Origin of the sequence: Rhodoferax sp., from assembly GCF_030653815.1 — a bacterium.
Classification (GTDB): Bacteria; Pseudomonadota; Gammaproteobacteria; order Burkholderiales; family Burkholderiaceae_C; genus Rhodoferax.
The window spans coordinates 108,085-120,398 of record NZ_JAURYQ010000036.1 but is presented as its reverse complement, the minus strand read 5'-3'; the positions used below and the strand labels follow the sequence as shown (position 1 = coordinate 120,398).

11 protein-coding genes are annotated in these 12,314 nt (G+C 61.9%); 3 read left to right on the top strand and 8 right to left on the bottom strand.

Going from position 1 to position 12,314, the window contains the following annotated elements:
* Window positions 1–7: 7 nt before the first annotated feature.
* Window positions 8–964, top strand: coding sequence for a thioredoxin (gene trxA, locus Q7U49_RS12190; RefSeq protein WP_304764535.1), 957 nt, complete (start codon window positions 8–10; stop codon window positions 962–964).
* On the opposite strand, the gene Q7U49_RS12185 is transcribed toward trxA, so the two are convergent.
* From Q7U49_RS12185 to def, 7 genes are all read right to left on the bottom strand, one after another.
* Window positions 961–1,878 (bottom strand): phosphoribosylaminoimidazolesuccinocarboxamide synthase, encoded by a 918-nt coding sequence (locus Q7U49_RS12185; protein ID WP_304764534.1) that lies wholly within the window; start codon window positions 1,876–1,878, stop codon window positions 961–963. The genes trxA and Q7U49_RS12185 overlap by 4 nt on opposite strands.
* 113 nt (window positions 1,879–1,991) lie before the next feature.
* Complete coding sequence (gene fba, locus Q7U49_RS12180; RefSeq protein WP_304764533.1) at window positions 1,992–3,056, bottom strand: class II fructose-bisphosphate aldolase; 1,065 nt, start codon at window positions 3,054–3,056, stop codon at window positions 1,992–1,994.
* 185 nt (window positions 3,057–3,241) lie between these two features.
* Window positions 3,242–4,672 (bottom strand): pyruvate kinase, encoded by a 1,431-nt coding sequence (gene pyk, locus Q7U49_RS12175; RefSeq protein ID WP_304764532.1) that lies wholly within the window; start codon window positions 4,670–4,672, stop codon window positions 3,242–3,244.
* A gap of 76 nt (window positions 4,673–4,748) precedes the next feature.
* A complete protein-coding gene (locus Q7U49_RS12170; protein ID WP_304764531.1) occupies window positions 4,749–5,096 on the bottom strand; it encodes an AzlD domain-containing protein in 348 nt (115 codons plus the stop codon).
* On the bottom strand, window positions 5,093–5,848 hold the full coding sequence (locus Q7U49_RS12165; RefSeq protein ID WP_304764530.1) for an AzlC family ABC transporter permease: 756 nt from the start codon (window positions 5,846–5,848) through the stop codon (window positions 5,093–5,095). Before Q7U49_RS12165 ends, Q7U49_RS12170 begins: the two co-directional genes overlap by 4 nt.
* Complete coding sequence (gene fmt, locus Q7U49_RS12160) at window positions 5,848–6,807, bottom strand: methionyl-tRNA formyltransferase (RefSeq protein WP_304764529.1); 960 nt, start codon at window positions 6,805–6,807, stop codon at window positions 5,848–5,850. Before fmt ends, Q7U49_RS12165 begins: the two co-directional genes overlap by 1 nt.
* Window positions 6,804–7,313 carry a peptide deformylase gene (gene def, locus Q7U49_RS12155; protein WP_304764528.1) on the bottom strand — a complete coding sequence of 170 codons (510 nt, stop codon included), beginning with the start codon at window positions 7,311–7,313 and terminating at the stop codon, window positions 6,804–6,806. Before def ends, fmt begins: the two co-directional genes overlap by 4 nt.
* 130 nt (window positions 7,314–7,443) lie before the next feature.
* Here def and Q7U49_RS12150 point away from each other — a divergent pair, with 130 nt between their 5' ends.
* Complete coding sequence (locus Q7U49_RS12150; RefSeq protein WP_304764527.1) at window positions 7,444–8,661, top strand: LysM peptidoglycan-binding domain-containing protein; 1,218 nt, start codon at window positions 7,444–7,446, stop codon at window positions 8,659–8,661.
* A gap of 21 nt (window positions 8,662–8,682) precedes the next feature.
* On the top strand, window positions 8,683–9,885 hold the full coding sequence (dprA, locus tag Q7U49_RS12145) for a DNA-processing protein DprA (protein WP_304764526.1): 1,203 nt from the start codon (window positions 8,683–8,685) through the stop codon (window positions 9,883–9,885).
* 7 nt (window positions 9,886–9,892) lie between these two features.
* Here the strand turns inward: dprA and Q7U49_RS12140 are convergent, their stop codons facing one another.
* Window positions 9,893–12,304: a DUF1631 family protein gene (locus Q7U49_RS12140; RefSeq protein ID WP_304764525.1), complete on the bottom strand. Its 2,412-nt coding sequence runs from the start codon at window positions 12,302–12,304 to the stop codon at window positions 9,893–9,895.
* Window positions 12,305–12,314 lie beyond the last annotated feature (10 nt).

Below are 12,314 nucleotides of genomic sequence, written 5' to 3'. Positions count from 1 at the left end.
CAGAACCATGATTAACGTCACCCTCCAAAATTTTGAAACCGAGGTCATTGCCGCCTCCATGACCCAGCCCATCCTGATTGATTTCTGGGCGCCCTGGTGCGGCCCCTGCAAGTCGCTCGGGCCCATCCTGGAACAGCTTGAAGTGGACTATGCGGGCCGCTTCACACTGGTCAAGATCGACTCGGACCAGGAGCAGCAACTGGCGCAGGCCTTTGGCATCCGCAGCATTCCCACCTGTATTTTGATGATGAGTGGCAAGCCGGTCGACGGTTTCATGGGCGCCCAGACCGGCCCCCAGATACGCAGCTTTCTGGACAAACATCTGCCCAGCGAAGAGGCCCTGATGGCCGAAGCCGAGGCCGAGGCCGCCCAGGAATTGCTGCAGACGGGTGATACCGACGCGGCACTGGCCAAGCTGGCCGACGCGCTGGCCGCCGACCCCGGCAACGACGACGCCCGCTATGACTACATCAAGCTGCTGATCAGCCTGGGCGGTCTGGAAGAAGCTGACGCCACGCTGGCCCCCAAACTGTCAGAGATTCCGCGTCAACTGCGTTTTGAGGCCTTGTCACAATGGCTCGACGCGATTCAATCTGCCGCTACCGGCCCCCATGCCAGCTGGACGATTGAGCAGTTTGACGAAAAAATTGCCCTGAACAAACGCGACTTTGACACCCGCTTTGCCAAAGCCCGGCTGCTGATGGCCGTGGGCGAGTGGACAGCCGCCATGGACGAACTGCTGGAAATCATCATGCGCGACAAAAAATGGGGTGATGAGGCGCCGCGCAAGGCCTTTGTCGCCATTTTGGAACTGCTGACCCCAGCCAAACCCAAGGCAGCAGCGCAAGCCGGTGGCAAAGCGGCCGGCGGCATCGAGGTATTGGGCAAGGTACAGGTCGAGGAAGACCCGCAGGCGGCACTGGTGTCCAGGTACCGCCGTCAATTGAGCATGATGCTCAATTAAGCAGTGAGCCGAGTCAGTGCCTCCTGGTACTTGGCTGCGGTTTTCTCAATGACCTCGCGCGGCAGGTGCGGTGCCGGCGGGCTCTTGCTCCAGGGCTGGCCAGCCACCAGGGCGGTTTCCAGCCAGTCGCGCAAAAACTGCTTGTCGTAACTGGGCGGGTTGACACCCTCCTGGTAGCTCTCGGCGGGCCAATAGCGCGACGAATCGGGCGTCAGCACCTCGTCCATCAACATCAAGGTGCCGTCCTTGTCCAGGCCAAACTCGAACTTGGTGTCGGCGATGATGATGCCTTTGGTGGCGGCAAAGGCGCTGGCCGCCTTGTAAAGTGCGATGCTGATGTCGCGGATGCGGGTGGCCAGGTCGGCCCCGATCATCTCCACGGTTTTCTCGAACGTGATGTTTTCGTCATGGTCGCCCATTTCGGCCTTGGCCGCCGGGGTGTAAATAGGCTCGGGCAATTTGCTGGCGTTTTTCAGGCCGGCGGGCAGTTTGACACCGCACACCGCACCATTTTCCTGGTATTCCTTCCAGCCGCTGCCGGCCAGGTAGCCGCGCACCACGGCTTCCACCAAAATCGGCTTGAGGCGCTTGACCAGCATCGAGCGACCGGTCACTTGCGGAACTTCCGCCGCCGTGACCACACTTTCAGGCGCCTCGCCGGTGAGGTGAATCGGGCAGATGTTCAGGCCCTTGGGGCCCAACTTGTCAAACCAGAACAGCGCCATTTGCGTCAGCAGCACGCCCTTGCCCGGAATCGGTTGGCCCATGATGACATCGAAGGCACTGATGCGATCGCTGGCCACCATCAGGATGCGGTCATCGCCCACCGCGTAGTTGTCGCGCACCTTGCCGCGCGCCAACAGCGGCAGGGAGGTGATGTTGGAGGTGTGCAGGGCAGCCGGGGATTGGGTCATGATGCGTTAGGGATTTGGGTTCAACAGATGCCCCGAGTTTAGATTCAATAGCCGTGCACAACAGCAAAAAGCCACCCGCAGGTGGCTTTTTAAGCAGGTCTGGGCCAAAGCGCTCAGTTCACGACCTGCGCCAGCTCGCCACGGGCGTATTTTCCGGCCACCTCAAACAGGCTGTGGCTCTTGATCTTGGCGCCCTGGCCCTGGCAACCGAACTCCAGGTAGCGCTGTTTACACAGCGCTTTGGCGGCTTCGCGGGCCGGCTTGAGCCAGTCGCGGGCATCAAACTTGTCCGGATTTTCAAACATGTACTTGCGCACGGCGGCGGTCATGGCGAGGCGAATGTCGGTGTCGATGTTGATCTTGCGCACGCCGTATTTGATGGCTTTCTGGATTTCTTCCACCGGCACGCCGTAGGTTTCCTTCATCTTGCCGCCGTACTGGTTGATGAGCGCCAGCGACTCCTGCGGCACGCTGCTGGAACCGTGCATGACCAGGTGGGTGTTGGGCAGGCGCTTGTTGATTTCCATCACGCGGTCAATCGCCAGAATGTCGCCCGTGGGCTTGCGCGTGAACTTGTAGGCGCCGTGGCTGGTGCCGATGGCAATGGCCAGCGCATCGAGCTGGGTGCGCTTGACAAAGTCAGCGGCTTGCTCGGGGTCGGTCAGCATTTGCTCGCGGGTCATGGTGGCGTCGGTGCCATGGCCGTCTTCCTTGTCGCCCTTCATGGTTTCGAGCGAACCCAGGCAACCCAACTCACCCTCCACCGTGACCCCCACGGCGTGCGCCATATCGACCACTTTGCGGGTCACTTCAACGTTGTACTCGTAGCTGGCAATGGTCTTGCCATCGCCTTCCAGGCTACCGTCCATCATGACCGAGCTGAAACCCAGGTCGATGGCACCTTGGCAAACGGCCGGGTTCTGACCATGGTCCTGATGCATCACCAGCGGAATGTGCGGGTAAGCCTCGATGGCGGCCAGAATCAGGTGCTTGATGAAGGGTTCACCCGCGTACTTGCGCGCCCCGGCACTGGCTTGCAAAATGACCGGCGCACCCACTTCATCGGCCGCCGACATCACCGCTTGCACTTGCTCCAGATTGTTGACGTTGAAAGCCGGAATGCCGTAGCCGTTGGCGGCGGCATGGTCAAGCAATTCGCGCATAGAAACAAGTGCCATGATGGTGTCCTTTGAAGATTGGTAACTGAGCGGTAACTCAGACCAATTCTAGCCACTCAGGCAGCGGGGAAACTGACACCGCCCCTAGGAGCTTGGGCGGCAGAGTGTTCTGCGCAGGTACAAGGAGGTGCCCGCAGGGCGGGGGACACGCAGCAGAACGCTCTGCCGCCCAGGCGCCCAGGCGCCTAGCCAACCCGGCAAATCTTGAGCATGTTGGTGCCGCCCGGCGAGCCCATGGGCTCACCGCAGGTGATGGCGTAAACATCACCGGTCTGGACAATGTCACGGGCCTTGAGGTCGGCCTCGGCCTCGGCCAGCGCGGTGTCGCGGTCGGCACTGGTGTCAATCAGCAGCGGGCGCACATTGCGGTACAGGGTCATCTTGCGCTGCGTGGTTATTTTGGAAGTCAGGGCGTAAATGGGCACCTGAATCAGGTGGCGGCTCATCCACAGCGCAGTCGAGCCACTGTCGGTCATGGCCACAATGGCCTTGGCACCGAGGTGGTGTGCGGTAAACAGCGCGCCCATGGCGATGGTCTGGTCGATGCGGCTGAAGGTCTTGCCGGTAAAGTCGGCTTCGAGCTCGAACGCCTCGCCGCCCTCGGCCGCATGGCAAATCTTGGCCATCTCGATCACGGTTTCCAGCGGGTATTTGCCGGCGGCGGTCTCGGCCGACAACATCACGGCGTCGGTGCCGTCGAGCACCGCGTTGGCCACGTCACTGACCTCGGCGCGGGTGGGCACCGGGTTGGTGATCATGGACTCCATCATTTGCGTGGCGGTAATCACCACGCGGTCATGCTCACGGGCCAGCTTGATCATGCGTTTTTGCAGCGCCGGCACCACGGCATTGCCCACTTCGACCGCCAGGTCGCCGCGCGCCACCATGATGCCATCGCTGGCCAGCAAAATTTCTTCCAGATGCGGGATGGCTTCGGCGCGCTCGATCTTGGCGATCAGGCCGGGACGGTGACCGTCTTCGGCCGCCACGCTGCAGAGTTGGCGCGCCATTTCCATGTCGGTGGCATTCTTGGGGAAACTCACGGCCACGTAATCGGCATGAAAACTCATGGCGGTGCGGATGTCTTCCATGTCCTTGGCCGTCAGCGCCGGGGCCGTCAAACCACCACCCTGCTTGTTGATGCCCTTGTTGTTGGACAACTCGCCGCCCATCCTGACCGTGGTGTAAATGGCTTCGCCCTTGACGCGGTCCACCACGATGACGATCAGGCCGTCATTGAGCAGCAGCACATCGCCCGTCTTGACTTCGCGCGGCAAGGCCTTGTAGTCCAGCCCCACGGCGTCGATGTCACCGAGCTCGGTGCGCGCCGCATCCAGCACGAAGGTCTGGCCAGGTTGCAAAAATACCTTGCCCTCGGCAAATTTGCCGACCCGGATCTTGGGGCCCTGCAAGTCGGCCATGATGGCGACCTCGCGGCCGGCGCGTTTGGCGGCTTCGCGCACCAGGCGCGCCCGCTCAATGTGGTCCTGCGCCGTGCCGTGACTGAAGTTCAGCCGAACCACGTTGACCCCGGCGCGAATCATTTGCTCTAGCAGGAAGGGATCACTGGACGCTGGGCCTAAAGTGGCCACAATTTTGGTCGCGCGACGGGGCATGAATCAATCTCCGGTGTAATTTAGTTTCGCGATTCTCACACAAAGCAGTTACAAGGCAGCAACAAGACCGCACGCCCTACCAACCCAGTCCCAAGTGCAGCGGCAAATAGACCGCCATGCCGGACACGATGGTGCCCAGCACCGCCTGCCCTTGCCCCTTGCGCCAGAAAAAATAAGCGGCGCCAACCATGGCGGCATAGATGCGGGCATCCTGCCAGGTGCTGATCAATTCGCCCTGCACCATGACCACTTCCGGCACCACCACGGCTGCCAGCGCAGCAATGGGCGCGTATTTCAGACCGCGTTGCGCCCAGGACGGCAAGTGCCAAGGCTGGTTGCTGATAAAAAAGAAACAACGGGTGAGCGCGGTGACACATGCCAAGCCCAAGATCACCCCTAGCGTCCAGAGATCGGTTTCGTTCATGCAGGCACCTTGGGCGAACCCGGCGCTTTAGGCCAGCTGGCTTCGATGATCAGGCACAGCGCCACAGCACTGGCAATGGCGACCACAATATTGAGCTTGAGCGGCAAAGCGTAGGCGGCCACCGCGGCCATGCCGGCCACGCCAGCTGAAACACGCCTCAAATGGCTCGATGCCAGCGAGCACCCGACCCCCAGCAGGGCCAGAATACCGGCGAAACTCAGACCCCAATGGGTCGGGATCACGTTGGCCAGCGCAATGCCCAACAAACTGGCACTTTGCCAACTGACCCAGTTAAGCAGGTTGCCGCCACTCAGGTAGGCCAACTGTTCCCGGCTTTCGACCTGGTTGACGGGTGGGTGATGGTAGTGCCGGGTAAACATGACGTAGCTGAGGTCGGCCGTCAGGTAGCCATGAAACAGGCGCCAGTTGAGCGGCAGGTGCATCAAATAAGGCCGCATGTGGGCACTGAACACCACAAAGCGCAGGTTGACGCAAAAACTGGTGGCCAGAATCACCCAGATCGGGGCTCCGGCGGCAATCAGGGGCATGGACGCCAGTTGCGAACTGCCCGCAAACACCAGCAAACTCATGGCCACGGCCTCCAAGGTGCTCATGCCCGACTTGACCATGGCCACACCAGTCATCAAGCCCCAGGCCGCCAGGCCAGGTGACACCGAACCCATTTCGCGCACGCCTCGCACAAACGCCGGGTGCTGCCACCAACTGCGGGCATCGGCAAGCAGACGTCGCATCAACCTAGCACCTGGCCTACTTGCAGGGGACAGCCGCGCAAAAACTCGGCACTGGCCAGGCGCTTGCCGCCGGGACGCTGCAGTTCGGTGACGATCAGCGTGGAGTCACCCGCGGCGACCACAATGCCGGACGGCTCACACGCCACGATCTGGCCTGGCGTGGATGGCCTCTGGGATGCGATCGGCCCCGGCTCTGCAGCCCAGATCTTGAGCGTTTCGCCCGCAAGCACCGTGCTGGCGCCCGGAAAGGGGTCAAAAGCACGCACCCGCTGGCTAATGGTTTGCGCCGTCTGGGACCAGTCAATGCTGGCCTCAGCCTTGTCAATCTTGCTGGCGTAACTGACGCCCTCAAGCGCCTGCGGAATTGGTTGCAGCTTGCCCTGGGCAGCCAGGTTGAGCGCCTGGACCATCAGAACACCACCGAGTTCGGCCAGCCGGTCATGCAAGCGGCCCGTGGTGTCCGTCGGGGAGATCGGCAGGGTCTGCGTCAGCAGCATATCACCCGTGTCCAGGCCCGCGTCCATCTGCATGATGGTGATGCCCGTGACCGCGTCACCGGCTTCGATGGCGCGGTGAATGGGCGCTGCGCCGCGCCAACGCGGCAACAGGGACGCATGAATATTGAAACAGCCCAGGCGGGGCAAGTCCAGCACCCACTGCGGCAGGATCAAGCCATAGGCCGCCACCACCATGGCGTCAGCCTGCGCTGCCACCAATGCTGCGCGCGCCGCCTCGGCATCGTCCGGGTATTTGCCGTCCAGGCGCAGGCTGCGTGGTTGCGCCACCGCCATGCCATGCGCCAGCGCAAACTGCTTGACTGGGGACGTGTGCACTTTCAAGCCACGACCGGCCGGGCGGTCGGGTTGGCTCAGCACCAGCGCAATGTCATGGCCTGCCGCCTGCAAATGGGCCAGCGCGACCGCCGCAAATTCGGGGGTGCCGGCAAACACCAGCTTCAAGAACGCTCCTCGCGCTGGGCCTTGATCATCTTGGTTTTGATGCGATTGCGTTTGAGGGGCGACAGGTACTCGACGAAGACCTTGCCCATGAGGTGATCCATTTCGTGCTGGATGCACACCGCCAGCAAACCGTCGGCCTCGATCAGGTGGGGCTGGCCCTCGCCGTCCAGGGCTTCCACCTTGACCGCGTCGTGGCGTTGGACACCGTCGTAAATGCCGGGCACCGACAGGCAACCCTCCTCGTTCAGGTGCATCTCCGGGCTGGTCCAGATAATTTTTGGGTTGATCAGCACCAGCGGCACATCGCGGCCCTCGGAGATATCCATCACAATCAGGCGCTCATGCACGTTGACCTGGGTGGCGGCCAGGCCGATGCCCTTGGCCTCGTACATGGTCTCGAACATGTCGGCAATCAGGGTCTTGATGCGCGCATCAACCGCAGTCACGGGTTTGGCCACGGTGTGCAGTTTGGGGTCGGGGTAGCAAAGAATTGGGAGTAAAGCCATGGTGTCACTTCAAAGATGTCGTTATTTTCGCAATTTTTGGCGCCTTGCGCCAATTAGCCCAAGGACAATCGTTGTCCCGGCAAGGGCTTGGGCGCACAATCTAACGCGATTGAATAGAATTGAAAACACCATGGCCAAAACACTTTTTGACACTGTTTCCAGAAAACTGACGTGGACCGCACTCGCCTGCAGTCTGTTGGCGGGCCCGGTGCAGTCACAGAATTTCCCCATCACCCAGCAGCAGCGCGCGACCGCCAACCAAGTGGCCCAACAAGGTGTGCCCCTGAGTGCGCTTTCCCCCAATGCGCCGCAAAGCTACACGGTCAAGCCCGGCGATACGCTGTGGGGCATCTCGGGCATGTTCCTGAAAAACCCCTGGCACTGGCCCGAGTTGTGGGGCATGAATCTGTCCGAGATCAAAAACCCGCACCTGATTTACCCCGGACAAACACTTTATCTCGACACCAGCAACGGCCGGGGGCGCCTGAGCCTGCGGGCTGGCGGCGCCAATGCAGCGGCTCAACCGCCCACCGTGCGCGTCTCGCCGCGCACACGCATCGAAAACCTCAACGCCAGCGCCTTGCCCACGCTGAAAAGTCATCTGATCGAGCCCTTTCTGGCCGAACCCTTGATCGTCGACGAACTTGGCCTGAGCGCCGCCGCCCGCATCGTGGCAGCGCAAGACAACCGGGTGCTGCTCACCCGCGGTGACCGGGCCTATGCGCGCGGCAACCCCGGCTTCGAGTTGCAGGATGATCCGACCCAAAAACAGCAAATGTTCCGGGTGTTTCGCAACGCCACCCCCCTGAAAGACCCCGTCAGCGGGGAAGTGCTTGGCTATGAAGCCCAATACGTGGGCAAGGCCTTGCTGGCCCGCAGCGAAAGCAGCCAGAGCCAGGTTGACGCCGACGGCAAGAGCCGCACCGACGTCGTCCCTGCCACCATCGACATCGTCGATGCCAAGGAAGAAATGCGCGTTGGCGACCGCCTGTTGCCCGAACCACCGCCGCAACTCCAAAGCTACGTGCCGCGCGCGCCCAGCAGCCCCATCGAGGCGCGCATCGTCTCAATTTACGGCAGTGCCGTGGTGAATGCCGCGCAAAACCAGGTGGTCAGCCTGAACCGGGGTAGCCGTGACGGCATCGAGTCAGGCCATGTGTTGGCCATCATGACCGACGGTGCACGGCTGGTGGACAAGACCGATGCCAAGCTGACCCCGATCAAGCTGCCCGATGAGCGCAACGGCTTGCTGATGGTGTTTCGCACTTTTGAGAAAGTGTCCTACGGCTTGGTGCTCGACATCACCCAGGGAGTCAAGGTGGGTGATCGGCTGATCAACCCGCGCTGACCGCCAACGCGTCCAGCCGCCATGGACCGCGATGAACTCAAGGCCTGGCTGCGGCTGAGCTTGAGTCCCGGTATCGGCAACATCACGGCGCGCAAGCTGTTGGCTTGCTTTGGTTTGCCCCAGGCCATTTTTGAGCAACCCAGCGCAGCCTTGCGGCAGGTGGCAACGCCCTTGCAAACCCAGGCCTTGTGCGCCGAGCCACCGGCCTTGGCCGACCTGCTCGAAACCACCTGGGCCTGGGTCAACCAGAGCGAGGTCAATGGCTGCCGGCGCCAAGTCCTCAGCTTGGGCGACCCGGGCTACCCGCAGGCACTGCTCGACATCGACGACCCGCCTTTGTTGCTGTACCTGTTTGGTGTAGCCAGCTTCCAGGAAAGCAGGCCGGCGGCTACCCTCACCGCGCCCTGGTCCATCACGGCGCAACGCTGCCTGGCCGTGGTCGGCAGCCGCAACCCAACGCCGCAAGGTGCAGGCAACGCCCGGCTGTTTGCCAAAAGCCTGGTCCAGGCTGGGCTGACCGTGGTGAGTGGCCTGGCTTTGGGCGTTGACGGTGCTGCCCATGAAGGCGCCCTGGAAGGTTTGACCGAGGGCGCCACCGACCTGCCCGCCACCATCGCGGTGATCGGTACCGGTCTGGACCGCGTCTACCCCAAGGCCCACCATGGCCTGGCACACCGGATTGCACATCACGGTTTGCTGCTCAGCGAATACCCGCTGGGAACACCACCCATCAATGCCAACTTTCCCAAACGCAACCGCCTCATTGCCGGGCTGGCGCGTGGCACACTGGTGGTGGAGGCCGCGCTGAAGTCAGGATCGCTCATCACGGCCCGGCTGACCTCCGAGCAAGGCAAGGATGTGTTTGCCATCCCCGGCTCGATTCATGCAGCGCAATCCCGTGGCTGTCATGCGCTCATCAAGCAGGGCGCCAAACTGGTCGAGTCGGCACAGGACATACTGGAAGAACTGCAAGGTTTCAGCGCCAGCCCTGCAACGACAGAATTTGCAGTCAGGCACAAAGAAAGACCGGACGACGAAAGCGCCCTTGGCGACCCTGGCGCGCTGCTTGATGCGCTCGGTTTTGATCCGGTCGGACTGGACGCACTGCAAGGGCGAACGCTGTTGGAAACTGCCGACCTGCAGGCCCAATTGATGGCACTGGAACTCGATGGCCTGGTGGCACGGCTGCCTGGCGGTTTGTATCAACGCCAGTCTGGCGCCTGACAGGCGTTCAGGCCAGCAAGCGCTCGGGGTTGGCTTCCAGCTTGGCCATCGCCGAGCGGGTGGCGCGCACGGTGAGCGAAGCTTCTTCCTGTGGCACCAGCAAGCCTGCCTCCAGGTAGGCGGCCAGTCGCACCGACTGGATCAGGTAACTGCGCCCGACCACCGAGGCAAACAGGTGCAAATGGCCAATCGGACTGCGCCAAACGTACTGCACCTGCACCCTCTGCTCGAGGTATTCCAGGGTAAACCAGGCCCCCAGACTCAGGTTCTGGGCCCAGGCCATCATGACCGGGCCGGGCTCCACACCGCCTTCGGTCACCACGTCGAGGTCCGAGGCATCAATGCCCAGCAAGTCTTCAATGCTCTGGGCATCGAGCGGCAACTCCTCGGCGCTATCGTCGGTGAAGTAGTCTTCCAGGTTGGCCAGTCTTTCAGAGAGAGCCTGGATTTGACCCATGTCGATGGCTTGGGTCTTGGACATGAAAGCGTCGGCCAGGGTGTCGCTGATCAGCTTGAGGTGCTCGTCCTGATTTTGCTCACTCAAACCCAGCAGGCTCATGCCCGTGCGCAAGGACTTCAACAACTCGGGCAGATCTGCAATCACCCGGGCCCGATCCGCCCGATTGGGTTTGGCACTGGCTGCCCAGATCAGGTCCACCGCGGTTTTTTTAAGCTGCAGCGTCTGCGCGTGTTGCCCGCCCTGACGCATGCTGGCCACGGCAATGACTTCGGCCCATACCTTGTATAAAAAATCGCGAATCTCGTCACGCACCGGCATGTCCTTGATCTGGTTGCGCAGCTCAATGGTGCACTGGATCGCCAGCGTTTCCTTTTGCTCCACCTGCTGGGCCACGCCCACCACCTTCTGGGTTGACGCTTTCTGGGTCAGGTTGCGCTTGAGGAACTCCTTGAATTCTTCGTAAACCCGCTGGTAAACGCGCTCACCGGTTTCGGGGTATTGCTCGACCACCTGAACCACCCGCTTGATTTCGGTCTCCAGGGCTTCAGTGCTGATGCCGCTGGCGTCGAACCCCAGCGCGCAGGAACCCATGTGATCAATCAACAGGCGGGCCGGATGGTCCAGTCGATTGAAAAAATCCGGATCGGCCAGCGCCACGCTCAACACCGGCATTTGCAGGCGCGCGAACCAGACCCGGATGCCGGGCGGAATACGATCTTCCTGCAAAATCGACTGAAACATGAGGGCGATCAACTCAATGATGGCCTTTTCATTGTCGTTTTGCGTCAGGTTCTTGAGCTCAGCCGATTGTTGTTGCAGCTCACCGGCCAGGCGCTCCACCAGCACCATCCCCAGCATAGGCGAACCAGCCTCCACGCCAACGCCAAAACCACCGCCGGCACCGGCCAGGGCGTGACCCAGCACCGGTCGATGCGCCAGCGCTGTCATCAGTCTTTGCGACGGGACATGCGCAAATGCGGCAGTGACATTCTGGACCGGTTGCACACCGGTCATCATGCGACCGACCCGGTCGAGCACGCCGACCTCTCGCGCATCCAGCCAGGGGGGTGCGGCAGACGCCCCTGCCGGCGCGGGCCAGCCCGGATCGTCTTGCGAGGCTGCACCCGGGCCAGCCTGCGCGGGCCAGCCCGCGGCCGAACCACCGGCAAACGAAGGCCAGCCGGGTACGGCAGGCTGGGCAGGCCAGCGCGCGGCGCCTCCTGGGGCCGACCAGCCTGGCGCAGCGCCCGGCGCATAGGGCTCAGGCGCAGACTCCGGCGCCACCGGGTACGGGGTGGCGGGCGCTGGCCTGGGTTTGGCACGCGGCTCGAAAGCGATCACCGGCAACACGCCCTGGGACACCAGTTCGGCGTTGCATTTCGCATAAATCGGCCGCCAATAGGTGTTGACGTGGTGCTGGACCATCTCATTGACCAAAGTCCAGGATTCCAGCGGCAAGCCACAAGCAACCCATTGCTCGACGATCACCTGAATCAGGACCTCCGGGTGAACCGTGTCCTTGGCAGGCAGTTCCTCAACGCCTTCCAGGTACTTGAGCCGCTTGCGCAAATCATTGACTTCGCTGGCCGCCACCTCCATCAGGGACAGGGCCATGCGGGACGCCAGCATCCGGTTTTCAACAGTTTCAGTGCTGACCAACTCCAGCTGATTCGGCAGCGACACGTTAGTGGAGCGCTCCACCACCGGACTCAAGCCCGCCTGCCAGGCCTTCAAAACGGAGGCCAACCAGTGCTCTTTTTGCTGTTCGTACAGCGTCCAGGCATCGCGTCGTAACTGCTGTTGCTCACGCGTCGGCGCTACTTCATTCAACAGCGAGATCAGATGTTCGCGAATCGACGCTTGCAAGACCGTCAAGGCCTGCGCCACGTCATCCACCAAGCGTTGCCGAATGCGCGCCGCCTGGGCAGCGTTTTGTGGGGCAGACGAGGGGTTAGCCATGGCGAGAAAT